At 70.5% G+C, this 25146-nt stretch carries 23 protein-coding genes; 15 read left to right on the forward strand and 8 right to left on the reverse strand.

The window, feature by feature from the left end:
- Positions 1–79: 79 nt before the first annotated feature.
- From ACI3ET_RS00395 to ACI3ET_RS00415, 5 genes are all read left to right on the forward strand, one after another.
- Entirely contained in the window at positions 80–700 is a 621-nt protein-coding gene (locus tag ACI3ET_RS00395) for a TRAP transporter small permease (RefSeq protein WP_405030915.1), read from the forward strand.
- A 3-nt stretch (positions 701–703) separates the two neighbouring features.
- Positions 704–1978, forward strand: a complete 1275-nt coding sequence (locus tag ACI3ET_RS00400) for a TRAP transporter large permease (RefSeq protein WP_405030916.1) — start codon at positions 704–706, stop codon at positions 1976–1978.
- Positions 1975–2925: a sugar kinase gene (locus ACI3ET_RS00405; RefSeq protein ID WP_405030917.1), complete on the forward strand. Its 951-nt coding sequence runs from the start codon at positions 1975–1977 to the stop codon at positions 2923–2925. The genes ACI3ET_RS00400 and ACI3ET_RS00405 overlap by 4 nt, the downstream gene beginning before the upstream one ends.
- 2 nt (positions 2926–2927) lie before the next feature.
- Positions 2928–3788 carry a dihydrodipicolinate synthase family protein gene (locus ACI3ET_RS00410; protein ID WP_405030918.1) on the forward strand — a complete coding sequence of 287 codons (861 nt, stop codon included), beginning with the start codon at positions 2928–2930 and terminating at the stop codon, positions 3786–3788.
- 160 nt (positions 3789–3948) lie between these two features.
- Complete coding sequence (locus ACI3ET_RS00415; RefSeq protein WP_405030919.1) at positions 3949–4230, forward strand: WhiB family transcriptional regulator; 282 nt, start codon at positions 3949–3951, stop codon at positions 4228–4230.
- Positions 4231–4236: 6 nt separating this feature from the next.
- On the opposite strand, the gene ACI3ET_RS00420 is transcribed toward ACI3ET_RS00415, so the two are convergent.
- Positions 4237–5244 carry a LacI family DNA-binding transcriptional regulator gene (locus ACI3ET_RS00420; RefSeq protein ID WP_405030920.1) on the reverse strand — a complete coding sequence of 336 codons (1008 nt, stop codon included), beginning with the start codon at positions 5242–5244 and terminating at the stop codon, positions 4237–4239.
- A gap of 163 nt (positions 5245–5407) precedes the next feature.
- Between ACI3ET_RS00420 and araB the strand changes: the two genes are divergently transcribed.
- The 7 genes from araB (at position 5408) to ACI3ET_RS00455 (ending at position 14472) form a co-directional block, all read left to right on the forward strand.
- Positions 5408–7135, forward strand: a complete 1728-nt coding sequence (araB, locus tag ACI3ET_RS00425; RefSeq protein ID WP_405030921.1) for a ribulokinase — start codon at positions 5408–5410, stop codon at positions 7133–7135.
- Complete coding sequence (locus ACI3ET_RS00430) at positions 7132–7845, forward strand: L-ribulose-5-phosphate 4-epimerase (RefSeq protein ID WP_405030922.1); 714 nt, start codon at positions 7132–7134, stop codon at positions 7843–7845. The genes araB and ACI3ET_RS00430 overlap by 4 nt, the downstream gene beginning before the upstream one ends.
- Positions 7842–9350 carry an L-arabinose isomerase gene (araA, locus tag ACI3ET_RS00435; RefSeq protein ID WP_405030923.1) on the forward strand — a complete coding sequence of 503 codons (1509 nt, stop codon included), beginning with the start codon at positions 7842–7844 and terminating at the stop codon, positions 9348–9350. Before ACI3ET_RS00430 ends, araA begins: the two co-directional genes overlap by 4 nt.
- A gap of 83 nt (positions 9351–9433) precedes the next feature.
- Complete coding sequence (chvE, locus tag ACI3ET_RS00440) at positions 9434–10621, forward strand: multiple monosaccharide ABC transporter substrate-binding protein (RefSeq protein WP_405030924.1); 1188 nt, start codon at positions 9434–9436, stop codon at positions 10619–10621.
- Positions 10622–10743: 122 nt separating this feature from the next.
- Positions 10744–12285 (forward strand): multiple monosaccharide ABC transporter ATP-binding protein, encoded by a 1542-nt coding sequence (gene mmsA, locus ACI3ET_RS00445; RefSeq protein ID WP_405030925.1) that lies wholly within the window; start codon positions 10744–10746, stop codon positions 12283–12285.
- Entirely contained in the window at positions 12282–13454 is a 1173-nt protein-coding gene (gene mmsB / locus ACI3ET_RS00450; RefSeq protein ID WP_405030926.1) for a multiple monosaccharide ABC transporter permease, read from the forward strand. Before mmsA ends, mmsB begins: the two co-directional genes overlap by 4 nt.
- A 28-nt stretch (positions 13455–13482) precedes the next feature.
- Positions 13483–14472, forward strand: coding sequence for an aldo/keto reductase (locus ACI3ET_RS00455; protein ID WP_405030992.1), 990 nt, complete (start codon positions 13483–13485; stop codon positions 14470–14472).
- A 71-nt stretch (positions 14473–14543) separates the two neighbouring features.
- Here ACI3ET_RS00455 and ACI3ET_RS00460 read toward each other — a convergent pair whose 3' ends face one another.
- The 5 genes from ACI3ET_RS00460 to ACI3ET_RS00480 form a co-directional block, all read right to left on the reverse strand.
- Complete coding sequence (locus ACI3ET_RS00460; protein WP_405030927.1) at positions 14544–16412, reverse strand: glycoside hydrolase family 2 protein; 1869 nt, start codon at positions 16410–16412, stop codon at positions 14544–14546.
- Positions 16409–17476, reverse strand: a complete 1068-nt coding sequence (locus ACI3ET_RS00465) for a glycoside hydrolase family 43 protein (RefSeq protein ID WP_405030928.1) — start codon at positions 17474–17476, stop codon at positions 16409–16411. The genes ACI3ET_RS00460 and ACI3ET_RS00465 overlap by 4 nt, the downstream gene beginning before the upstream one ends.
- A 64-nt stretch (positions 17477–17540) precedes the next feature.
- On the reverse strand, positions 17541–18368 hold the full coding sequence (locus ACI3ET_RS00470; protein WP_405030929.1) for a carbohydrate ABC transporter permease: 828 nt from the start codon (positions 18366–18368) through the stop codon (positions 17541–17543).
- Positions 18365–19366: a carbohydrate ABC transporter permease gene (locus ACI3ET_RS00475; protein ID WP_405030930.1), complete on the reverse strand. Its 1002-nt coding sequence runs from the start codon at positions 19364–19366 to the stop codon at positions 18365–18367. The genes ACI3ET_RS00470 and ACI3ET_RS00475 overlap by 4 nt, the downstream gene beginning before the upstream one ends.
- A gap of 5 nt (positions 19367–19371) precedes the next feature.
- Positions 19372–20727, reverse strand: a complete 1356-nt coding sequence (locus tag ACI3ET_RS00480) for an ABC transporter substrate-binding protein (protein WP_405030931.1) — start codon at positions 20725–20727, stop codon at positions 19372–19374.
- A 134-nt stretch (positions 20728–20861) separates the two neighbouring features.
- On the opposite strand from ACI3ET_RS00480, the gene ACI3ET_RS00485 reads away from it, so the two are divergent.
- The 3 genes from ACI3ET_RS00485 (at position 20862) to ACI3ET_RS00495 (ending at position 23916) form a co-directional block, all read left to right on the forward strand.
- Complete coding sequence (locus ACI3ET_RS00485; protein ID WP_405030932.1) at positions 20862–21866, forward strand: LacI family DNA-binding transcriptional regulator; 1005 nt, start codon at positions 20862–20864, stop codon at positions 21864–21866.
- A 13-nt stretch (positions 21867–21879) separates the two neighbouring features.
- Complete coding sequence (locus ACI3ET_RS00490) at positions 21880–22764, forward strand: aldose-1-epimerase (protein ID WP_405030933.1); 885 nt, start codon at positions 21880–21882, stop codon at positions 22762–22764.
- Between the two features lie 213 nt (positions 22765–22977).
- Positions 22978–23916 carry an aldo/keto reductase gene (locus ACI3ET_RS00495; RefSeq protein WP_405030934.1) on the forward strand — a complete coding sequence of 313 codons (939 nt, stop codon included), beginning with the start codon at positions 22978–22980 and terminating at the stop codon, positions 23914–23916.
- A gap of 49 nt (positions 23917–23965) precedes the next feature.
- Here ACI3ET_RS00495 and ACI3ET_RS00500 read toward each other — a convergent pair whose 3' ends face one another.
- Together ACI3ET_RS00500 and ACI3ET_RS00505 are read right to left on the reverse strand one after the other, a co-directional pair.
- Positions 23966–24754, reverse strand: coding sequence for a hypothetical protein (locus ACI3ET_RS00500; RefSeq protein ID WP_405030935.1), 789 nt, complete (start codon positions 24752–24754; stop codon positions 23966–23968).
- Positions 24751–25110 carry an AAA family ATPase gene (locus ACI3ET_RS00505; RefSeq protein ID WP_405030936.1) on the reverse strand — a complete coding sequence of 120 codons (360 nt, stop codon included), beginning with the start codon at positions 25108–25110 and terminating at the stop codon, positions 24751–24753. The genes ACI3ET_RS00500 and ACI3ET_RS00505 overlap by 4 nt, the downstream gene beginning before the upstream one ends.
- Positions 25111–25146: the final 36 nt, after the last annotated feature.

Here is a 25146-nt window from a genome sequence, read left to right on the forward strand (position 1 = left end):
GGATCCTGGCGGGGGGCGGCCCACAGGGCCGCCCCCCGCCGGACCGCCTCTCTTATCGGCACGGCAGAGGAGGCACACGGTGGCACACACGTACCCGGGTGGCGGCGACGAGGACCGCACCGCCCCGGAGGATGATCCGCACCGCGCCGCGGGGTGGGAGCTCGAGACGTTCGAGGACCCGGAACAGGCCGCAGCGGAAGAGCAGGAGTGGCATGTCCATCTGCCGCTCTTCTTCCGGGTGATCGACTCGGTCGTGAAGACCGTGATGGTCGTGTTCCTCGTCGTGCTGCTGGTCGCGGTGGGGGCCAACGTGTTCGGTCGCTTCGTGCTGAACACGTCGCTGCCGGCGTCGGCCGAGCTCGCCCGGTTCTTGTTCATCTGGGTGATCTTCCTCGGTGCCGCGCTGGCTCACCTGCACAACGAGCACATCGCGGTGACCGTCTTCGTCGACCGGCTCACGCCCGCTGCCCGGCGCTGGGTGGTGGTCCTGCAGGAGGTGATCATCCTGGTCGTGGTCGTCGCCCTGCTCCTCAGCGCTGTCCAGGTGATGTCGATCGACCCGGGAACCTCCGCGCTCCTCAACGTGCCGCTGCAGTGGGTCAACTTCTCGGTCCCGTTCAGCGCCGGCCTCATGGGCCTCATCACCCTGTACCGCATAGCCGTCGCGCTGCGGTCCTCCCCCGAGCAGAAGGCGGCATAGACCATGGCTACCTGGGTCTTCTTGGGCGTGCTCTTCGCCTGCATCGCGATCGGCGTGCCGATCTCCTTCGGCCTCGGCCTCGCCGCCATCGCGATGATCTTCGTCATGGACGTGAGCTTCGCCATCCTGGTCGAGGCAGGCGTCCGGGGCGTCAACAGCTTCCCGCTGCTCGCGATCCCGTTCTTCATCCTGGTGGGCGAGATCATGAGCACCGGGGGGCTGGCCCGGCGCCTGGTCGCCTTCGCCCAGGCTCTCGTCGGTTTCATCGCCGGTGGCCTGGGACAGGTGAACGTCGCCGCGTCGATGTTCTTCGGAGGCATCTCCGGGTCAGCGGTCGCGGACACCTCCGCCATCGGTGGCATCATGATCGGCCCGATGAAGGAGCAGGGCTACTCCGGCGGTCACGCGACGGCGATCACGGTGTCCTCCTCGGTGATCGGGATCATCATCCCCCCGTCGATCCCCCTGATCCTCTACGGGATCGTCACCAACACCTCGATCAGCCAGCTCTTCATCGCCGGGATCGTGCCCGGCATCCTGATCGGGGTGGCCCTGATGTTCACCACCTACCTGACCGCCCGCCGGCTGCCAGGTGGGGCCCGTCAGCCGTTCAGCTGGATCAACCTCGGCCGCAGCTTCAAGGGAGCGATCCTGGGCCTGGCCCTGCCGCTGATCATCATCGGCGGGATCTTGTTCGGCGTCTTCACGGCGACCGAGGCTGCGGTCGTCGCCGTCGTGTACGCGCTGATCGTCTCGCTCTTCGTCTACCGGGAGCTGCACGTCCGGGACCTGTGGCCGATCCTGATCCGCACCGGACGGCTGACCGGGATGGTCCTCTTCCTGCTCGCCATCGCCACCTCGGTGGCCTACCTGCTGACCACCGCGCAGGTACCGCAGCAGATCGTCGAGGCGACCGCCGCCGTCTCGACGAACCCGTATGTCGTGCTGGCGCTGGTCACCGTGGTGCTGATCGTGGTGGGCGTGGTGATGGACCTGACCCCGGCCATGATCATCCTGGCGCCGATCCTCACGCCCGTCGTCGTCGCCGTCGGTGTGCCCCCCGTGTACTTCGGTGTCCTCATGTCGGTCGTGCTGGGCCTGGGGCTGATCACGCCGCCGGTGGGCACCTGCCTCTACGTGGGCTGCGCCGTGGGCAAGGTGAGCATGGAAGAGCTGCTGCGCAACATGTGGCCCTTCTACATCGCGCTGACCGCGGTGCTGGTGCTGCTCATCGCGGTGCCGGGCATCGTGACCTGGTTGCCGGACGCAGCTCTGTGACCACACCGGACGTGGTGACCGTCGGGGAGACGATGCTGCTCGGCGTCGTCTCCCCCCCGGGGCGGCTCCGGCACGCCCGCTCGTTGGCGGTCGGGATCGGGGGCGCCGAGTCCAACGTGGCCATCGCCCTGGCCAGGTTGGGGGTGCCGACCCGCTGGATCGGCCTGCTCGGCCAGGACGAGCCGGGGCAGACGGTGCTGGACCGGATCCGGGCCGAGGGCGTGGACACCTCAGCGGTGCAGCGCGTCCCGGACCGTCCCACCGGCCTGTACCTGCGCGAGCAGGTCGGGAACACGGTGCACGTGACCTACTACCGCCGGGGCTCCGCTGCCTCGACCCTCTCCCCGGACAGCATCGACCCCAGGCAGCTCGACGGCGCGACCTGGCTGCACCTGACCGGCATCACGCCGGCCCTGTCACCGGAATGTGCCACGGCGACGCAGTGGTTGGCGCGGACCGCCCGGGAGGCCGGGGTGCGGGTCAGCTACGACGTCAACTTCCGCTCCAAGCTGTGGGACGTGGCCACGGCGGCGACGTTCACCACCACGATCCTCCCCTGGGTGGACCTGCTGCTGGTGGGCACCGAGGAGGGCCGCGCCCTGTGGCCGTGGGACGGCGATGAGCAGGTGGCCCGCCGGCTGGCCGACCAGGGCCCGGCCGAGGTCGTGCTCAAGCGCGGCGCCGAGGGCGCCGCGTGTCTCGAGGACGGCAGCTTCGTCCAGTCACCCGGCTTCGTGGTTCCCGAGCTGGACCCCATCGGTGCCGGGGACGCGTTCGCCGCCGGCTACCTCTTCGCCCACCTCTCCGGCGGCGCGGTGCCACATCGGCTGCGCACCGCCAACGCGCTCGGCGCCCTGTGCGTGCGTGGCCACGGCGACTACGAGAGCCTGCCCAGCCGGGGCGAGCTCGACGACTTCCTTTCCGACCGCACCCACCTCGGGAGATGATCATGCTCGACGGCGTCTACGTAGCCAACGTCACACCCTTCGGACCCGGACCCGCTCATGCCGTGGACCTGGACAGCTACCTGGCCCACGTGCGCTGGCTGGCCGGCATGGGGGTCGACGGCATCGTCCCGTTCGGGACCAACGGCGAGGGTCCGTCGGTGACCACCGCCGAGAAGCAGGCGGTGCTGGCCGAGGTGCTGAGCGCGGACCTGCCCCTGTCGGTGCTGCCCACCGTGGCGGAGGGCACCCTGCCCGGCACGGTGGACATGCTGGAGTACCTCAACGGGGTCGACATCCCGGCCGTGCTGGTGCTCCCGCCCTATTTCTTCACACCGGTGGAGACCGAGGGCCTGCGGCTGTTCTACCAGCGGGTGCTGGAGGTCAGCAGACACCCGGTCGTGATCTACCACATTCCCAAGTACGCGGTCCCGGTCCCGGCCGATCTGGTCACGACGCTGGGGGTCTGGGGGGTCAAGGACTCGGGGGGCCAGGCCGACTATGCTGACGCGGTCCACGCCGCAGGACAGGGGGTGCTTCTGGGCACCGAGGACGACTACCCCGGTCGCCTGCCCGTCGCGACGGGCGTGATCTCGGCGCTGGCCAACATCGTCCCCGAGCAGGTCCGTGAGCTGTACGCGTGCGTCCGCGCCGGCGACCAGGCGCGTGCCGGTGAGCTCTCGGAGCACCTGCAGCGGGTCCGCGCGATGACGAAGGAGTATGCCTCGCCCGGCGTGCTCAAGGCACTTGCCCAGGCCCGCCACGGAGCCCCCATGGGGACCGTGCGACCGCCGCTGGTGCCGCTGCCCGCCGACTACGACGTGGGTCGGGCGCTGGACGTGATGGGCGTGACCGGACTCGGCTGATGCGCGAGCAGGGCCCTGCGGAACCGGCGGTTGTCGCTGCGATCGCGTCTCCGGTGGAGCGGCTGGACAGCCCGCACCCGACCCGCGCCTCACCCCCCGGGGGGAAGCCGCAGGGACCCGATCCACGGCAGGCTGAGCAGTCACCGACCAAGGAGGGCGCATGCCGGGTCAGACAGAGCCGATCGCATCGCTGTGGGAGTGGCAGCACGATGGTCTGTGCCGGGACGTCAACCCGGAGGTGTTCTTCCACCCCGAGGGCGAGCGGGGTCCGGCGCGTCGTTCGCGCGACCGCAGAGCGGTCGCCGTCTGCGAGCAGTGCCCCGTCGTGCGCGCGTGCCGTGACCACGCGCTCCGGGTGGGCGAGCCCTACGGCGTCTGGGGCGGGCTCACCGAGGCCGAGCGGGAGTCCGTCCTCCAGACGGGAGACCCGCGCATCGCCTGACCGACCTCAGGTCAGCGGTGGGGCGGTGCTCCGCCGGACCACCAGGGCAGGTGGGACGAAGGTCTGGGCCTCGACCGGCCGGCCCTCGACGAGCGCGAGCAGCTGGGTGATGCCGACCGCGCCGACCTCCCGGAACTCCTGCTCCACGGTGGTGAGCGGCGGGAAGTACCAGCCGCTGTCCGGGGTGTTGTCGTAGCCCACGACGCTGATGTCCTCCGGCACGCGGATCCCCCTCTCGTGCAGGGCGGTCAGCAGCCCGAGAGCCATCTGGTCGTTCGCGGCGAAGACCGCGCTCACCCCTGACCCGGCCAGCACGACCCCGGCCTCGTAGCCGGAGCGCGCCGACCAGTCGCCGTCCACTCGGGGGCCCGGCTCCAGCTCGTGCTCGCGCAGCACCCGCTCCCAGCCGACCGTCCGCAGGCGCGCCTCCGACCAGTCCAGCGGCCCCGCTGCGTGGCCGATCCTGGTGTGCCCCAGCGTGATCAGGTGCTCGGCAGCCAGGGCGCCGCCGAGCTCGTTGTCGCTGGCGACGAGTGGTCGACCGGTCAACCGGGCCTCGAGCGCCAGCACGGGCAGCTCGTGGGGCAGGACGGACGCCACCAGCTCGGCCTGCTCGTCCGTCGGGGCCACGACCATGAGGCCCTCGACGTCCCGCTGCAGCAGGTCCTCCAGGGCCGCCCGCGCGTCCACGGGCCCCAGTCCGGCGAGCGAGGAGATGTGGGCGGAGTAGCCGTGCGAGCGGGCCGCGACCTCGATGCTGAGCAGGGTCGACCCAGGACCGAAGTAGGGCCCGATGAAGGTGACCACCCCGACCGCGCGGGAGCGTCGGGCGGCGAGGTTGCGGGCGGAGGCGCTCGGACGGTAACCCAGCAGCCGCATGGCCTCGCGGACCCGCTCCTTCGTGGGCGGGGCGACGTGGGCGGCGCCGTTGATCACCCGGGAGACGGTCTGGTGCGACACCCCGGCGTGCCGGGCGACGTCATACATCGTGACCCGTCCAGCGTGTCCGTCCATGCCGTCCATCCTCCCACGAGACTCCCAGCGGACCGTGACGAGATCGTGACCTGGACCCCCTTGACAGACCCGCACATGTGAGCGCTAACGTAGCAGATACGTGAGCGCTCACATCGTCGGATCGACGCCGTGGCCCCCACCTCAAGGACGAGGAAGGAACCCGATGACCGACGCCGCAGAACCCCTCGTGGTCGGCGTGGACTACGGCACGCTGTCGGGGCGGGCCGTGGTGGTCCGTGTGAGCGACGGCCAGGTCCTGGGTTCGGGCGTCCACGACTACCGGCACGGCGTGATGGAGCGCGAGCTGACCGCCGACGCCACCTCCTCCTCCACGGGCGTCCCCCCGCACCTCCCGCCCGACTGGGCCCTGCAGGTCCCGGCCGACTACGTCGAGGTGCTCCGCGTGGCCGTTCCCGCGGCGCTGGGGCAGGCGCGCCGGGAGCACGGCGCCGAGCCGTCCCAGGTGGTCGGCATCGGCACCGACTTCACGGCCTGCACGATGGTCCCGACGACGGCCGACGGCACGCCGCTCAACGAGCTCGAACGCTTCGTCGACCGGCCGCACGCTTACGTCAAGCTGTGGAAGCACCACGCCGCCCAGCCGCACGCCGACCGGATCAACGACCTGGCCCACGCGCGCGGCGAGGGCTGGATCGAGCGCTACGGCGGGCTGATCTCCTCGGAGTGGGAGTTCGCCAAGGGCCTGCAGCTGCTGGAGGAGGACCCGGAGGTCTACGGCGCCATGCAGCACTGGGTGGAGGCCGCGGACTGGATCGTCTGGCAGCTGTCCGGCCGCTACGTCCGCAACGCCTGCACCGCCGGCTACAAGGGCATCCTGCAGGACGGTGCTTACCCCTCCCCCGCGTTCCTGGGCGCGCTCAACCCGGCGTTCGCCGACTTCGTCACCGACAAGGTCGAGCACCCGATCGGACAGCTCGGCCACGCCGCCGGACGCCTGACCGCCGAGGCGGCGTCCTGGACCGGGCTGCCCGAGGGCATCGCCGTGGCCGTCGGCAACGTGGACGCCCACGTCACCGCACCCGCCGCCGGTGCCGTCGAGCCCGGCCAGATGGTCGCCATCATGGGCACCTCGACCTGCCACGTGATGAACGGCGACGCCCTGCGCGCGGTCCCGGGCATGTGCGGCGTCGTCGACGGCGGCATCGTGGAGGGCCTGTGGGGCTACGAGGCCGGGCAGTCCGGCGTCGGCGACATCTTCGGCTGGTTCGTCGAGCACGGCGTGCCCGGCAGCTACCACGACGAGGCGGCGGCGCGGGGCATCTCGACCCACGAGCTGCTCACCGAGAAGGCCGCCGCCCAGGCCGTCGGCGAGCACGGCCTCGTCGCCCTGGACTGGCACTCGGGCAACCGGTCGGTCCTCGTCGACCATGAGCTGTCCGGGCTGATCGTCGGCCAGACGCTGGCCACCCGCGCCGAGGACGTCTACCGCGCCCTCCTCGAGGCGACCGCCTTCGGCACGAGGGTGATCGTCGAGGCCTTCCAGGACGCGGGCGTGCCGGTGCGCGAGTTCATCGTGGCCGGCGGCCTGCTCAAGAACCGTCTGCTCATGCAGATCTACGCCGACGTCACCCGCCTCCCGCTGTCGACCATCGCGACGGACCAGGGTCCCGCCCTGGGGTCCGCGATCCACGCCGCGGTGGCCGCCGGCGCCTATCCGGACGTCGGGGCCGCGGCTGCCGCCATGGGCAAGGTGGACCGGGCCGTCTACAGCCCGGACGAGACCCGGGCGCAGGCCTACGACCAGCTGTTCGCCGAGTACCGCCTGCTCCACGACCACTTCGGGCGCGGCGGCAACGACGTGATGCGCCGGCTCCGGTCGATCCGCCGCGAGGCACGCCTGACGCACGACACGGCGGGGGTGGGACGGTGACGCTCACGCCATACCCGCAGGAGGTGCGGGACGAGGTGGCCCGCGTGCGGGAGGTCGTCGCGCGCCTGCACGCCGAGCTGACCCGCTGGGAGCTGGTGGTCTGGACCGCGGGCAACGTCTCGCAGCGGCTGGAGAGCGCCGACCTGTTCGTCATCAAGCCGAGCGGCGTCGGCTACGACGAGCTCACGCCGGAGGCGATGGTGGTGTGCGACCTCGACGGCGTCCTCGTCGACGGCGAGCGCTCCCCGTCCTCGGACACCGCCGCGCACGCCTACGTCTACCGCCACCTGCCCGAGGTGGGCGGCGTCGTGCACACCCACTCCACGTATGCGGTGGCCTGGGCCGCGCGCGGCGAGCAGATCCCGTGCGTGCTGACGATGATGGCGGACGAGTTCGGCGGACCCGTCCCCGTGGGGCCGTTCGCGCTCATCGGTGACGACTCGATCGGGCGGGGCATCGTCGAGACCCTGCAGCGCTCGCGCAGCCGGGCCGTCCTCATGCAGAACCACGGACCGTTCACCGTCGGGACCGACGCCAGGGCCGCGGTCAAGGCCGCGGTCATGGTCGAGGAGGTGGCGCGGACCGTCCACGTCTCCCGCCAGCTCGGCGAGCCCGTCCCGATCCCCCAGGCCGACGTCGACGCGCTCTACGAGCGCTACCAGCACGTCTACGGCCAGCAGCCCACCACCGACCAGGAGCCCTCCCGATGACCAAGCCGTACGGCCCGCGCCAGATCTGGTTCTGCACCGGCAGCCAGGACCTCTACGGCGAGGAGACCCTGCGCCAGGTGGCCGAGCAGTCGCAGGCCATCGCCACCGAGCTCGGGGCTGCCGACGCCGTGCCGGCGGACATCGTGTGGACGCCGGTGCTCAAGGACCGGGACGCCATCCACCGGCTGGCGCGGGAGGCCAACGCCGACCCGCACTGCATCGGCGTCATCGCCTGGATGCACACCTTCTCGCCGGCCAAGATGTGGATCGCCGGCCTGGACGCCCTCGACGTGCCGCTCCTGCACCTCCACACGCAGGCCAACGTCGCCCTGCCCTGGTCGACCATCGACTTCGACTTCATGAACCTCAACCAGGCCGCGCACGGCGACCGCGAGTTCGCCTACATCCAGAGCCGGATGGGCGTGCGCCGCACGACGGTCGCCGGGCACGTGTCGCACGAGAGCGTGCAGCGCCGCGTCGGGACCTGGGTGCGGGCGGCCGCCGGCTGGGACGCGACCCGGGGTCTGCGACTGGCCCGGTTCGGCGACAACATGCGCAACGTCGCCGTCACCGAGGGCGACAAGACCGAGGCCGAGATCCGCCTGGGCGTCTCGGTCAACACCTGGGGGGTCAACGACCTCGCCGACGCCGTCGCCCAGGTGGAGGACACCGCCGTCGACACGCTGGTGGAGGAGTACGAGGACCTCTACGACGTGGCTCCCGAGCTTCGACGCAGCGGGGAGCGGCACGAGTCGCTGCGGTACGGAGCACGCCAGGAGCTCGCGCTCCTCACCTTCCTGGAGTCGGTCGGCGCGCGCGCCTTCACCACCACCTTCGAGGACCTGGGCGCGCTGCGGCAGCTACCGGGGCTGGCGGTCCAGCGGCTGATGGCGGCCGGCTACGGCTTCGGTGCCGAGGGCGACTGGAAGACCGCCATCCTCGTGCGGGCCGCCAAGGTCATAGGCGAGGGCCGGCCCGGTGGCGCCTCGCTGATGGAGGACTACACCTACGACCTGACCCCCGGCCGCGAGCTCATCCTCGGCGCCCACATGCTGGAGATCTGTCCTTCGCTCACGACGAGCCGGCCGAGCCTGCAGGTCCACCCGCTGGGCATCGGGGGCCGGGAGGACCCGGTTCGCCTCGTCTTCTCCGCCGACCCGGGCGAGGGGGTGGTGGTGGCCATGTCCGACATGCGCGACCGCTTCCGGCTCACCGCCAACGTCGTCGACGTCATCGAGCCGCCCGAGCCGCTCCCCCACCTGCCGGTCGCCCACGCGGTGTGGCGGCCGCGGCCGGACCTCGCGACCTCGGCCGAGTCCTGGATGCTCGCTGGCGCGGCCCACCACACCGTGCTGTCCACCCAGGTGGGCGTCGCGGCGTTCGAGGTGTTCGCCGAGATCGCCGGCACCGAGCTGCTCGTCATCGACGAGGAGACCACCACCCGCGGGTTCACCCGCGAGGTCCGCTGGAACCAGGCCTACCACCGCCTGGCCCAGGGGATGTGATGCCCGACCCCCGAGCAGACCGCACCCTCACGCGCACGGCATACCTGCACACAGCACCACCCACCCCTCACCAAGGAGCACACATGTTCACTCCCTTCCGCCGGGTCTTCGCCATCGCCGCGACCGGCACCCTGGTCCTCGGCCTCTCCGCCTGCGGCGGCGAGGGTGCGGGCGACACGAGCAACGACGACGAGGACGCCGGCACCAGCGCTGCCGCCGGCGGCGGGGGCGGCGACGAGGACCTGACGGTCGGCGTCGCGATGCCCACCCAGACCTCCGAGCGCTGGATCGCCGACGGCGAGTCCGTCCAGGAGGGCCTGGAGGCGGCCGGCTACAGCGTCGACCTGCAGTTCGCCGGCGACGACATCCCCACGCAGAGCCAGCAGATCGACCAGATGATCACCAACGGGGCCGACGCCCTGATCATCGCCGCGATCGACGGCACGGCACTGTCCAGCCAGCTCGAGGCGGCGGCCGCCGCCGACATCCCCGTCATCGCCTACGACCGGCTGATCCGCGACAGCGAGAACGTCGACTTCTACGTCACCTTCGACAACTACAACGTCGGGGTGCAGCAGGCGACCTCGCTGCTGGTCGGTCTGGGCGTCCTGGACAAGGACGGTGCCGAGACCGGTGAGGAGGGCCCGTTCAACATCGAGCTCTTCGCCGGCTCGCTGGACGACAACAACGCGCACTTCTTCTGGCAGGGCGCGATGGACACCCTCCAGCCGTTCATGGACTCCGGCGTGCTCGTGGTCCCCTCGGAGCAGACCGACATCGAGCAGGCCGCCATCCTGCGCTGGCAGCAGGAGACCGCGCAGAAGCGCATGGAGGACCTGCTGACCAGCTCCTACGACGGCGGCAGCATGCAGCTCGACGGCGTCCTCTCCCCCTACGACGGCCTGTCGCGCGGCATCATCACCGCGCTGCAGAACGCCGGCTACGGCACCACCGTCGCCGACGGCCTGCCGATCGTCAGCGGTCAGGACGCCGAGATCGCCTCGGTCAAGCTGATCGCCGACGACGTGCAGTTCGCGACGATCTTCAAGGACACCCGGCTGCTGGCCGACCAGGCGATCGTGTCGGTGGAGGCCTACCTGCAGGGCGAGGAGCCGGAGGCCAACGACACCGAGACCTACGACAACGGCGTGAAGGTCGTCCCGTCCTACCTGCTGGAGTCCGAGATCGTCTACGCGGACAACATCCAGACGGCGCTGGTCGACTCCGGCTACTGGACCCAGGCCGAGGTCGAGTCCGGCGTCGCCGAGTGACCTGACCCGTCCCGGTCCCGGCCGCCCCACGGCGGCCGGGGCCGGCCCCCCGGGGGCCACCCCCGGGACACCCCCGGGGGACACCCCCGCCCACCCCGACCCACGCCAGTGAGGACCGTCGCATGACCGACAACATTCTCCAGATGCAGGGCATCACCAAGACCTTCCCTGGCGTCAAGGCGCTCCAGGACGTCAACCTCGAGGTCCGGCGCGGCGAGATCCACGCCATCTGCGGAGAGAACGGCGCCGGCAAGTCCACGCTCATGAAGGTGCTCTCCGGCGTCTACCCGCACGGCAGCTACGACGGCACCATCCTCTTCGACGGCGAGGAGGTGTCCTTCTCCTCGATCAACCAGAGCGAGGACAAGGGGATCGTCATCATCCACCAGGAGCTCGCGCTCATCCCGCACCTGTCGATCGCGGAGAACATGTTCCTCGGCAACGAGCGCCGAGGGCGACTCGGGCTCATCGACTGGCACCAGACGAACTCCGAGGCCTCGGAGCTGATGCGGCGGGTCGGGCTGAGCGAGCTGCCGGTCACCCGGATCGGTCACATCGGCGTCGGCAAGCAGCAGCTGGTGGAGATCGCCAAGGCGCTGTCCAAGGACGTCAAGCTGCTCATCCTCGACGAGCCGACGGCCGCCCTCAACGACACCGACTCGCAGCACCTCCTGGGTCTGCTCCGCCAGCTCAACGCCCAGGGCGTGACCTGCATCATGATCTCGCACAAGCTCAACGAGATCGCCGACATCGGCGACCGCACGACCATCCTGCGCGACGGCCGGACCATCGAGACGATCGACATGGCGGACCCCGCCTCCACCCAGGACCGGATCATCCGGGGCATGGTCGGCCGCGACCTCGAGCACCGCTATCCCGAGCGCGAGCCGAAGATCGGCGCGGAGCTCTTCCGGGTCGAGGGCTGGACCGTGGACCACCCGACCCAGGCGGGCCGGCGGGTCATCGACAACGCGTCGCTCACCGTGCACGCCGGCGAGGTCGTCGGTCTCGCCGGTCTGATGGGCGCGGGCCGCACGGAGCTGGCCATGAGCCTCTTCGGGCGCAGCTGGGGACGCTACGTCTCCGGCACGACCTACCTGCACGGCAAGGAGGTGAGGATGCGCAGCGTCGACGAGGCGATCGGGGCCGGCCTCGCCTACGCGACCGAGGACCGCAAGCGCTACGGGCTCAACCTCATCGCCGACGTCCGGCACAACACCTCGGCCGCCGCCCTGGACAAGATCTCCACCCGGGGCTGGATCAACGGGCTCGAGGAGCTCAAGGTCACCAACGAGTACCGGAAGAGCCTCAACACCAAGGCCCCCTCGGTGCTCTCGGTCGTCGGCAAGCTGTCCGGCGGCAACCAGCAGAAGGTCGTGCTGAGCAAGTGGCTGATGACCGAGCCGGAGGTGCTCATCCTCGACGAGCCCACGCGTGGCATCGACGTCGGGGCGAAGTACGAGATTTACACGATCATCAACCAGATGGTGGCGGCTGGTGAGGGCGTGCTCGTCATCTCCTCCGAGCTGCCCGAGCTGCTCGGGATCTGCGACCGCATCTACACCCTGGCCTTCGGCCGGATCACCGGCGAGCTGCCCCGGGCAGAGGCCACCCAGGAACGACTCATGGCTCTGATGACCATGGAGAAGGAGAGCGCCCGATGACCGGGATCATGAACCTCCGGGAGATCCTCACGAGCAACCTGCGGCAGAGCGGCATCCTCGTCGCCTTCGTGGCGATCGTGGCGCTCTTCGCCCTGCTCCACCCGAACTTCCTGTCCCCGGGCAACATCACCAACATCGTCCTGCAGTACTCCTACATCCTGATCCTGGCCATCGGCATGGTCATCGTCATCATCGGCGGCCACATCGACCTGTCCGTGGGCTCCCTCGTCGCGCTCACCGGTGCGGTGTCGGCGGTCGTCGTGATCAAGAACGGCCAGCCCTGGTGGGTCGGCGTGCTCGCCGCGCTCGCCGTCGGCCTGCTCGCGGGCGTCTGGCAGGGCTTCTGGGTGGCCTACGTCGGCATCCCGGCCTTCATCGTCACCCTCGCCGGCATGCTCATCTTCCGCGGGCTCACCTTCCGGGTGCTGGACAACATCTCCCTCTCGCCGTTCGGCGGCACCTACTACGAGTTCGCCAACGGCTTCCAGAACGGTCTGCTCGGCGGTCGCGGGGTGGACGTCTTCACCCTCGTCATCTTCGGCATCGCCGTCGCCGGGTATGCCGTGAACTCCTGGCGCAACCGTCGCGCCGCCCTCAGCTACCACCAGGAGGTCGGCTCCCTGGCGCTGTTCGTGCTGAAGATCGTCGTCTTCGGCGCCGTCGTCATGTGGTTCGGCTACCAGCTCGCCAGCAGCCGCGGCCTGCCCAACGTGCTCATCCTGCTGGCGATCCTCATCCTCGCCTACGGCCTGATCACGCAGAAGACCGTCTTCGGCCGCAACGTCTACGCCATCGGCGGCAACCTCCACGCCGCGCAGCTGTCGGGGGTCAAGGTGAAGAAGGTCAACTTCCTCATCTTCGTCAACATGGGCCTGCTGGCCTCGGTCGCCGGCATCGTCTTCTCCTCGCGCATGAACGGTGCCCAGCCGGGCGCGGGCAACATGTTCGAGCTGGACGCGATCGCTGCGTGCTTCATCGGCGGTGCGGCCGTCACCGGCGGCGTCGGCCGCGTGTCCGGGGCGATGATCGGCGGTCTGATCATGGCCGTGATGAGCAACGGCATGCAGCTCATGGGCATCGACCAGTCCGTGCAGCAGGTGGTCAAGGGCCTGGTCCTGCTCCTCGCGGTCGCCTTCGACGTCTACAACAAGCGCCGTGCGGGAAACTGAGGACATGGACATGGAGAAGAGCACGGGTATGGAGCATCGTCGGGTCCCGCGCCTGGGTCGCGACCTCAGCGTGGTCGGCCTCGGCTGCTGGCAGCTGGGCGCGGACTGGGGCGAGGTCGGTGAGGAGCAGGCCCTGGCGGTGCTGGGAGCAGCGGCCGACGCCGGTGTGACCTTCCTCGACACCGCCGACGTCTACGGCGACGGCCGGTCCGAGCGACTCGTCGGGGCGTTCGTCCACGAGCGCGGACGGGACGGCTTCGTCGTCGCCACCAAGATGGGGCGGCGGGCGCAGCCGCACGAGGCTGCGGGCTACACCCCCGACGCCCTGCGACGGTGGAACGACCGCTCCCGCGAGCTGCTGCGCGACGAGACGCTCGACCTCGTCCAGCTGCACTGCCCGCCGACCGAGCTCTACGCCAGCGACGCGCTCTTCGACACCCTCGACGAGATGGTCGACGAGGGGCGGATGCGGGCCTACGGGGTGTCGGTCGAGACGACCGCGGAGGCGCTCACCGCGATCGCCCGGCCGCACGTGGCCACCGTGCAGATCATCCTCAACGTCTTCCGTCGCAAGCCGCTCGAGGAGGTCACCGCGGCCGCGCAGGAGGCCGGCGTCGGGGTCATCGCCCGGGTTCCCCTCGCCAGCGGTCTGCTGACCGGCAAGTTCGACGAACGGTCCACCTTCGCCGCCGACGACCACCGCCTGTTCAACCGGCACGGCGAGGCCTTCGACGTCGGCGAGACGTTCTCCGGGGTCCCCTACGAGGTCGGCGTGCAGGCCGCGCGGGCGTTTTCCACGATCGAGGGGCCACCCGGGAGCACGCCGGCGCAGCGGGCCCTGCGATGGATCGTCGACCAGCCGGGGGTGACCACGACGATCCCCGGTGCGAGCTCGCCCGAGCAGGCGCGCGCCAACGCGGGAGCCGCGCAGCTGCCGCCCACGTCCCCCGAGGCGGCGGCCGCCTACGAGCGGCTCTACGACGAGCGCATCCGCAGCCACGTCCACGCGCGGTGGTGAGCCGGCGGCCCCGGCCCCCCGCCAGAGCCCGCGGGACCGCGTGACCAGAACGACCCCGCCTCACCGAGGCGTCAGGGCGTGCTGGGGTGATCGTCCGCGCGCTCGTAGGCCGACGGGTGGTCGAAGATGCTCCTCACCCGGGCCACGTCGAGCTTGCTCGACCGGTCGAAGGCGTAGATGCCGTTCTTCTCCTGGAAGACGTCGGTGAGCTGGGTGTAGCAGTAGCCGAACATCAGCGGGTTCTGGTCGAGCACCCGCGTCAATCCCTCGGCCCGGCTGTAGAACTCCTCCTCGTCGGCCGGCCGGTTGCCGTAGCCCCACGACTCCCCCTCGTCGTTGGTGGCGTCCTCGGCGGAGCGTTGATGCTCCGGCACCCACCAGATGCCGCCGTACTCGCTGCAGAAGTAGGGCTGGCCCGCGTAGGGCAACGAGTAGGGCGGGGCACCCTCGACGCCGTCCCCGGTGTTCTCACCGGTGTTGGTGTGCGGGCGGCCCTCGGCCAGCCCGTCCATCACCCGCGCGAACTCCTCGGGGTCCTGGGTGTAGTCGTGGCTGTCCCACACGTCCGTCGTCGCCACCCGGTGGCTGTACCCGGAGGCGTCGATCACCGGGCGCGTGCGGTCCATCCCCTTCGTGGCCCAGTACATCGCGAAGGTCACGTCGTCCAGGACGGTGAAGCGGTCGTGCAGGAACTGGTGGGTCTCGTTGAGCGGGCACCAGCCGACGATTGAGGGGTGGGAGTAGTCGCGCTCGACCGCCTCCACCCACTGCGCGACGAAGGTCGGCCCCGGCTTCTGGTTGTGGCCCGCCGGACCCTGCCCGGAGACCCCCCAGTCGGGGAACTCCCCCCAGACCAGGTAGCCCATCCGGTCGCAGTGGTAGAGGAACCGCTCCTCGGCGATCTTCTGGTGGATCCGCGCACCGTTGAAGCCGGCGGCGAGCCCGAGCTCGATGTCGCGCACCAGCGCCTCCTCGCTCGGTGCCGTCATCAGTCCGTCGGGCCAGTAGCCCTGGTCCAGGACGAGCCGCTGGAAGACCGGTTCCCCGTTGAGCAGGATCCGATGGCCGTGAATCGCGATGGTCCGCAGCCCCGCGTAGGACCCGACCTGGTCCAGCACCCCGCCGTCGGCGTCGAGCAGCTCGAGGGACAGCCCGTAGAGGTGCGGGTCCTCCGGGCCCCACCAGCGCTGCCGCTCCCGGGGCACGTCAAGACGCAGGTGAGGGGTGAGCTGCAGACCGACGGGGACCTCGGCCGACACCACGTCGCCCGCCTCGTCGGTCAGGGTCGCGCGCACGCGCTGTCCGGGTATGCCGTGCACGACCGGGACGTCGAGGTCGAAGGCGCCGGCGGCGTCCGGGGTGATGCGGGCCCGACCGAGGTATGCCGTGGGCACCGACTCCAGCCAGACCGGTTGCCAGATCCCCGTGGTGCGGGTGTAGTTGCAGTGGGTGTTGGCGAACCAGGTGGCCTGCTTGCCGCGTGGCAGGAGCTCGTGCCTCGGGTCGCGGGCCCGCAGGACGAGCGTGGCGGAGCGGCGCCCGTCGAGCGCGTCGGTGAGGTCGAGCGTGAACGAGGTGTGGCCGCCACGGTGCCGGCCGACCTCGGTGCCGTCGACCCACACGGTCGCGTCGTGGTCGACCGCCTGGCAGTGCAGGAGGACCCGGTCGCCCTCCGGCCAGTCCTCGGGCAGCTCCACCCTGCGGCGGTACCAGACCGCCTCGTGCCAGTCGGGGTCGGCGACGCCGGACAGCTCGGACTCCGGGGCGAACGGGACGACGATCTGCCCGGTCAGCTCCGTGTCGACGAGCCCGCGTTCGAGGCCTGAGTCCGACGGGTCGCGCTCCCACTGCCAGGTGCCGTTGAGCGAGAGCCACCGGGGCCGGACGAACTGCGGCCGGGGGTGCTCGGGCCGGGGGACGCTGCTGTCCTGCACGTTCACTCGCCTTCTTCCGGTGCGACCGGGTGGTCGACGGTGGGGGGTTCGACCTCGACGGAGCCGTCGTCGCCGAAGGTGACGCGGGAGAGCCACATCTGGCGTCCCTCGACCTCGTCGCCGACGGCCCCGGGGACCCAGGCGTGGTAGACCATCCACAGCTGCCCGTCCACCTCGACCAGGGAGTTGTGGCCCGGGCCGGCGGCGGCGTCGTTGGTGACGAGGAGGGGCTCGGGGTCCTTGGTGAAGGGGCCCACGGGGCTGTCCGCGACGGCGTGCCCCACGGCATACCGGTCCGTCCAGTACCCGTTGCCGGAGTAGAACAGGTGCACGGTGCCCTCGTGCTCCCACAGCGCCGGCCCCTCGACGAGCATGTCCTCCCAGGGCAGGTCTTGCTGGAGCACGTCGGTGGGTTCGCCCGTGACCGAGAGCCCGTCCTCGCTCAGCGGCGCGACGCGGATGAAGGTGTCCACGCCGATGTGGTTGCCGTCGTTCTTCCAGTACAGCCAGGCGGTGCCGTCGGAGGCGACGAAGGCGCTGGAGTCGATCGACCCGCCCTCGTCGATCTCGCAGAGGAGCGGCTCGCTGGAGGTGTCCTCGTAGGGACCCGCCGGCGTGTCTGACGTCGCGACCGAGAGGCACTGGCGGTCCTCGCCGGCGAGGGCGGTCGTGTAGTAGAGCCGGTAGGTGCCGTCCGTCCACTCCACCGCCTCCGGCGCCCAGACCTTGCCGGGCGTGGACCACGACGGCAGCTGCGGCAGCGCGTCGCTCCCTTGGCTCCAGGTGACCATGTCGTCGCTGACGGCCGTCTGCACGTTCATCGTGTTGCCGTTGGTGGCGAACGCGAGGTAGCCGCCCTCGCCGTCGGCCAGGATGTGCGGGTCGGGGAAGTTCGTGGCGTAGACAGGGTTGGTGAACCCGCCCTCGTCCGTCGTGGCGGCGTCGGCGGCCGTGCCGGCGGTCGCAGGCGGCGCGTCGCCGTCCGCCGTGCCGCCACCTCCGCCGCACGCGGCGAGAAGAGTCAGCGCGGCGAGCGGGCACAGCGTGGCGCGGAGCCGTGGTGCGGGCATCGTTCTCTCCTGGGTGGGTCGGCGCGTGACGACCCGGTCGCTGGGTGTGCGGTGCCTGCGGGGGTCAGCCCTTGACCCCCGAGCTCGCGACGCCGTCGATGACGAAGCGCTGCACGAAGGTGTAGAGGATCAGGACCGGCACGGACGCGATGACGGCACCGGCCATGATCACCGGGTAGTCGATGGTGTAGGCGCCCTGCAGCTTCGTCAGACCGATCGGCAGCGTGAGGCTGGAGTCGTTGAAGAGCACGTAGAGCGGCCAGATGAAGTCGTTCCAGTTGGTGAGAAAGCTGAGCACCATCAGGGTCACCATCGCCGGGACCGCGTTGGGCAGCATCACCCGGAAGAACGTCGTGAACGGTCCGGCCCCGTCGATGCGGGCGCTCTCCTCGAACTCCTTGGGCAGCGACAGGAAGAACTGCCGCATGAAGAAGACGCCGAAGGCGCCGGCGGCCCCGGGCACGACGATCGCGAGCAGGGTGTCCAGCCAGCCGAAGGAGTCCAGGATGAGGAAGTTCGGCATCAGGAAGATGAATCCCGGGACGAACATCGTGGAGATGATCATCGCGAAGATGATGTTCTTGAACTTGAAGTCCATCCGGGCCAGCGCGTAACCCGCCATCGAGGCGGTGAGCACGACGAGCAGGGCGTGGGCGGTCGCGGCCGCGAACGAGTTGAAGAACCAGCGCAGGATGGGGTTGTCCGCGGAGGAGAGGAGGACGTCGTAGGCGCGCGTGGTCCACTCCCCCGGCCAGATCGTCGGAGGGACGGACTGGGACTCCTGAGTGGTCTTGAACGAGGTCAGGAACATGACCACGAGCGGGCCGATGAAGACGACCGAGAGCAGGGTCAGCAGGACCCACAGGAACGGGTTGCGGGCGACGGATCTCATCGGGACGCCTCCATCGTGCGTGGGTCGGCGGAGGTCGGGGCCGCCTTGTCGGCGGACTCCTGGGCTCGTCGCTGGGCCTTGAGGGCCTTGCGCTGGGCGACCTCGTCGCGGTCGCGCATGATCCAGAAGTTGACGATCGAGACCACGGCCAGGAAGAGCGCGAGCACGTAGCTCTCGGCGGCGGCGGCCCCCATCTGGAAGCGGGACAGGCCGAGCTCGGTGATGACCATGATCGCCGTCTGCGTCGACTGCGTCGGGCCACCCGCGGTGATGAGGTAGGACTGCCCGAACATGTTGGCGCTGGCGATGAGCGTGATGACCACGATGAAGATGAGGACCGGACGCAGACCGGGGATAGTGACGTTGACGAACTTCCCCCACCCGCCGGCGCCGTCGAGCTCGGCGGCCTCGTACTGCTCGGTGGGAATGTCTCCCAGCCCCGCGAGGTAGATGATCGCGTTGAAGCCCATCGTCCACCAGACGGTCACGATCACCAGTCCGATCCACGCCCAGGGCTGCGAGGTCGTCCAGGCGATGTCGGTGCCGAAGATGGAGTTGATGATGCCGAAGTTGCCGTCCAGCAGGTAGCGCCACATGAGTCCGATGACCGCGACGCCCAGCACGTAGGGAGCGAAGAACATCGCGCGGAAGAAGGTACGGCCCGGAAACTTCTGGTGCAGGAGCAGGGCGAGCAGCAGCGGCAGGACGACGAGGAGCGGCACGCTGAGCACGACGAAGATCAGGGTGTTCTTCATCCCGTTCCAGAAGTCCGGGTAGACCACGGAGTTCTCGTCGAGCAGGTTGGCGTAGTTCTCGAACCCGACGAACAGCTTGGAGTCGAGCATGTAGTCCCAGTCGTGCAGGCTGATCCACAGGCCAAACACCCCGGGAATCATGACGAACGTCACGAACAGTGCCAGGTAGGGCAGCAGGAACAGGTAGGGCGTCAGGGGCGACCCGGAGCGCCGGCTCGCCCCGGACGTGGTGCGGGGGGCCATGAGGCTCAGCCGCCGTACTTCTTCGCGTTGTCGTCCAGGATCTTCTGCGCGCGGCCGGCGGCGTCGGCCAGTGCCGTGGCCGGGTCGGTACCGCCCAGGGTGGCTGCGTTGAGGGCCTTGTCGAACTCGCCCATGGAGTCGCCGATGCCCGGGACAGACGGCAGGAAGTGGAGGTTGTCGATCTGGGACGCCAGCTCAGACTGCTCGGCGAGATCGGTGAACTCCTGCGACTCTCGGGCGGAGTTGCGGGCCGGAACCTGACCTGCCTCAGCCCATGCCTGTGACTTCTCACTGATCCAGGCGAGGAACACCCGCGACGCCTGCGCCTTGTTGTCGTCCGCCGCCTTCTGGACGGGGAGCACGAACTGGTGGGAGCCGGCCCACGCCGCGTCGGTGCCGCCGATGTTCGGCAGGGCCGCCACGCCCCAGCCGATGTCCGTCTTCTTGAGGTCGTTGATCTGCCAGATGCCGTTCCAGTTGAAGGCGTTCTCACCGTTCTTGAAGGCGACGTAGTCCGCGTCCTGGTCGACCTTGGCCGGGGAGTATCCCTGCTTGATGAGGTCCGCCCACCAGGTCAGGGCCTTGACGCCGGGCTCCTCGGCCCACAGCACCTCGGTGCCGTCCTCGTTGAACAGGTTGCCGCCGAACTGCCAGATCAGACTCTGCAGCGACAACCCGCCCGTGAACGGGAACGGGCTGGCCCAGTGGCCCTCGATGCCGGCGCTCTTGAACGACTCGAGGGCGGACATGTAGGACTCGTTGTCCATCGGGGGTGCCTCGGGGTCGAGGCCGGCCTCCTCCATGACGTCCTTGTTGTAGTAGAAGCCGAGGGGGTGCACGTCGAGCGGGATCGCGAAGCGCTTGCCGTCGTAGAGGCCCGCCTTCCACGGGACGGGGGCGAAGTCGGACTCCGCCAGACCGAGTGCCGTAGCCACGTCGTCCAGGGGCTGGATCACGTTGCGGGCGGCGTTGGTCGGCACCGAGTCCACGTGCATGATGCCCACGTCCGGACCATTCCCGGAGGTCACCGCGGTGGGGAGCTTGGTGTAGTAGTCGGCCCACTGCATCGTGGTCATCGTCACGGCGATGTTGGCGTGCTCGGTGTTGAACTCGTCGACGAGCGCCTTCATCGTCGGGCCGTCGCCACCCGTGAAGCCGTTCCAGAACTTCAGGTCCACGTTCGGGCCGTCGTAGCCGCTGGCGCCACCGTCCCCGGTGGCGGGCGCGGGGTCGGCAGCGCCCTCCCGGGGCGAGCTCCCTCCCCCGCACGCAGCGAGGGTGGCCGTCAGACCGCCCGCCGCCGAGAGCGACAGGAAGGTGCGGCGGGTGAATGGTCGACGGGGGCTCTGCGAGGTGCTCATGTGACGTCCTTGTCGTGTTTGCAACGGATAACCGCATCTGGTTGTGACGAAGTATGCCTGTCGTCCTGCAACGTTGTAAAGAGTCCCGGCCGCGTGTCGCCCTCTGGGCGTGCGAGCGGCATAGCATGTGCCCCATGCCGGTCAGACTGAAGGACGTCGCGCTGCACGCCGGCGTCTCGGTCAAGACCGTGTCCAACGTCGTCAACGATCAACCGCACGTCAGCCCCCCCATGCGGGAGCGCGTGCGCGCCTCCATCACGGCGCTGGGCTACCGCCCCAACCTCGCTGCGCGCCAGCTCAAGCACGGTCGAGGCGGGTTCATCACGCTGGCAGTTCCCGAGCTCAGCTCGCCCTACTTCTCCGAGCTGGCCGCACGGTTGTCCGCCGAGGCCACTCGACGGGGCTACCTCTTCCTCCTCGACATCACCCGTGCTGATGTCGACGAGGAACGCCTGGTGCTCTCCGGAATGCGTCCGCACAGGGTCGACGGCGTCATCTTCTCGCCCCTGGCCCTGCCGGCAGGGGAGATCGCCGCGCGCACCGCGGACATCCCGCTCGTCCTCCTCGGCGAGCGGCGCACCCCCCACCAGTTCGACCACGTGGCCGTCGACTCCGTGGCCGCGTCCCGGGCGATGGGCCAGCACCTGCTGCGCTGCGGTCGGCAGCGGTTGGCGGCCATCGGTCGCGAGCACGGCGAGGGCACGGCGTCGGTCCGGCTGCGCGGCTTCACCGAGGCCCTGGACGAGGCGGGTGTCGAGCTCCCCACCGAGCGCGTGGTGAAGGTTGCCGGGTTCGGCCGCCGGGAGGGCCATCGCGCGATGCAGCAGCTGCTGTCGCTGCCGTCCGCGCAGCGTCCCGACGGGGTATACGCCTTCAACGACCTCATGGCGATCGGTGCGCTGCGCGCCTGCCACCAGGCCGGTGTCCGCGTCCCCCAGGACATCGCCGTGGCCGGGTTCGACGACATCCCGGAGGGTCGCTTCCACACCCCGAGCCTGACCACCATCACCCCCGACCTCGACGCACTCACAAGCCAGGTGCTCGACCTCCTGCTCGCGCGGGTGGAGGGCTCCACGGCCCCGCCACAGCACCCGTCGGTGCCGTGGGCACTGACCGTCCGCGAGTCGACCTCGTGCTGACCCTTGGAGAGACATGACCGTCAACGGGACCATCACCCGGCTGCGCGCCGGGGACTACGAGGCGACGATCGGGGCCGTCGGCGCCAGCCTGCTGTCGCTGACCCACCGCGGACGTCACCTGGTCCAGCCGGTCGACGGCGACTCGCTCGCCGACGGCTACCAGGGCCGCACGCTCGTGCCGTGGCCCAACCGCGTCGTGGGGGGCCGGTACGAGGTGCGCGGCACCGCATACCAGCTCCCGGTCAACGAGGCGGAGACCGGCGCGGCCCTGCACGGGCTCGCCGTCTTCCAGCGCTGGGACGTCGTCGAGGTCGCGGCCGACCGGGGTCGGTGGGTGCTCGACCTGCCGGCGAGCTACGGCTACCCCTTTGAGGTGGAGTGCCGGGTCGACCACGCGCTCGACGCCGACGAGGGGCTCACGGTGACGGTGGCCGGGACCAACCGCGGCGAGCTGGCGGCACCGTTCGGCGCCTCGACCCACCCCTACCTCTCGTGCGACACCCGACCGTTGGCCGGCTGCACGCTGCTCCTGCCGGCCCCGAGCGCCCTCCTCACGGACGAGGACCTGAGCCCGACCAGCACCGAGCCGGTCGCCGGGACCGAGCGCGACTTCCGCGCGCCGACGCTGGTCGGCGAGCGGCTCGTCGACAACGCCTACACCGACCTGCCGGCCGGCCACTGGGCGGTCGAGCTGACCCACCCGGACGCCGTGGGGGTGCGGATGACGAGCGACGCGCGCTGGGTCCAGCTCTACACCGGTGACCGCATCGGCCGGCTCGGTGCCGCGGTCGAGCCGATGACCTGTCCGCCGGACGCCTTCAACACCCGGCCCGACGAGGTCCTGCTGGCGCCGGGCGCGACCCGAGAGCTCAGGCTCACCATCAGCGCCATCGGCTGAAGCTCGGCAGACCGAGGCACCCGTCGGGGACGCCGCGCCCCGAGCACCGCCACTGCTCTCACGTGGCGGCCACTGCGAGGGCTTCTGGAAGCCACACGAGTGGCCGCGGCGTAGTAGCAGTGGGGGCTCCCCGAGCCGGCCGACGGCATACCCTGGTCGGGCGACCCCACCCAGCCCAGCCCCGCCCACACCCCGTCCGTCCCAGGAGACTCTGTGCCCACCCTGCCCGGCAGCGCCCTCGACCTGTTCCCGATCAACCTGGGCGGCAACCCGTTCGGCTGGACCGCCGACGAGGAGGCGTCGTTCGCCGTCCTGGACGCGTTCCACGAAGGGGGCGGCAACTTCGTCGACACTGCCGACTCCTACTCGGCCTGGGTCGACGGGCACGAGGGCGGTGAGTCGGAGCGGATCATCGGCCGCTGGATGACCGACCGCGGGGTCCGCCACGAAGTCGTCGTCGCGACGAAGGTGGCGAAGAAGCCGGGCCGCGAGGGGCTCGCCCACGACAACGTCGTCGCCGCGCTCGACGAGTCGCTGGAGCGCCTGGGCACCGACCACGTCGACCTCTACTACGCCCACTTCGACGACGAGGAGGTGCCGGTCGCGGACCAGGTCCGGACCTTCCACTTCCTCGTGACGTCCGGCAAGGTGGGCGCGGTCGGCCTGTCCAACTACTCGCCCGAGCGGATGCGCGCGTGGTTCGAGACGGCCACGCGCGAGCGCCTGACCGTCCCCGCCGCGATCCAGCCGCGCTACAGCCTCGTCGCGCGCGCGAGCTACGAGCGCAGCTACGCGCCGATCGTGTCCGAGTTCGGGCCGCTGGTCTTCAGCTACCCGGCGCTGGCGTCCGGCTTCCTCACCGGCAAGTACCGCACCGAGGCCGACCTCGAGGGCGCGGCCCGCGGCGGGGCCGCCCGGCGCTACCTCGAGGCAGGCGGGCTGCGCGTCGTCGACGTGCAGGTGCAGATCGCGGACCGGTATGACGTCACGCCCGCCACCGTCGCGCTCGCCTGGGTGCTGGCCAAGGGGGTCACGGCGCCGATCGCGTCCGTCTCCCGGCCCGAGCAGCTCGAGGCGCTGATGGCGGCACCGTCGCTGCGGCTGACGACCGAGGACGTCGCTGCGCTGGACGAGGCGTCCGCCGGGTTCTAGGGGGTCGACCCCATCCTCGGTGCCCAGGTCGTTCCTCCGAGTGGTCACGTCACGCGTCGGCCTGCTCGCGTATCCACCTCGCCATGCCCGGGACGAGGAAGCGCAGCGCTCCCCGCTCGGGGAAGAGCGTGCCCTTCTTGATCAGGCGGTCACGCAGGTAGGACACGCCCGAGGTGGGCTGACCGAGCTCCCGTGCGACGTCCCCACCCCCGGCGCCCTCCGGCAGGTGGGCCAGGGCTGCGAGGTACTCACGCTCCTTCGGCGACGCGTCGTTCCACCTGGAGGCGTAGAGCCCCGCGGACAGGTCCCGCTGGGCGGCGGAGAGGGCCGCACAGGCGTGGACCACCCCGATGCGCTCCTGCCCGTGCGAGGCTCGCCACGCGTGGTGCCCCAGGACCTGGACGGCGTAGGGATAGCCGCCCGAGGCGCGGGTGAGGACGTCGGCCGCAGCCTCGTCCATCGGTCGGCCGGCGTCTGCGGCCGGAGCCACCAGCGCCTCCCGCGTGTCGGCAGGCTCGAGGAGCCCGAGCTCGTGCCACTCGCCCCGCTCGAGGTAGGTGACGGTCCGGTCTCGCTCGCGCAGGCTGGGCAGCCCGGCGCCGGCGACCACCAGCGGCCAGTGGTCGGCGACGTGCTGCTGCAGGACGGCGGCGAGGTTGGCGAGCTCGGCACGATCGGCGAGCTGCAGCTCGTCGACCGTGATCACGAGGCCGCCGCCGCAGGCGGTGGCAGCGTCCGCCGCGTCGCTCAGCGCCTCGTCCAGCGGGACGGCTACCGACCCGGCCGCGCTGCGGACCACGTCGACCTCACCGCCGACGCCGAAGACCTTCGCGCTCACCTTGCCACCGGACACCCGCAGCCGTCCGCCCTTCTCCACCGTCGCCTGTCGGAGCAGGGTGGCCGCATCCCGCAGCCGTTCGACCAGCTCAGCGGTGAAGGGGGTGCCGGGACGGATCTCGACCGCGACGGTGGGCCAGCCGTGCCCTGCGCCGCCACCGTGGCGATCTCCCCCAGCAGCACCGTCTTGCCCACGCCCCGCGGACCGACCAGGAGCAGGGGGCGAGGCGTCCGCCCGTCGAACGCCGCGATCTCCAGCGCCTCGGCCGCCGCGGCGAGGATCGCGTCCCGGCCGACCAGCCGGGCGGGTGCCTGGTTGAAGCCGGGACGGTAGGGGTTCGGCGTGCGACGAGACATGGGCGCAATATAGCGCATATAGGAAATGGTCGCTTT

It is taken from the genome of Ornithinimicrobium jinqii (assembly GCF_045032595.1).
Classification (GTDB): Bacteria; Actinomycetota; Actinomycetes; order Actinomycetales; family Dermatophilaceae; genus Ornithinicoccus.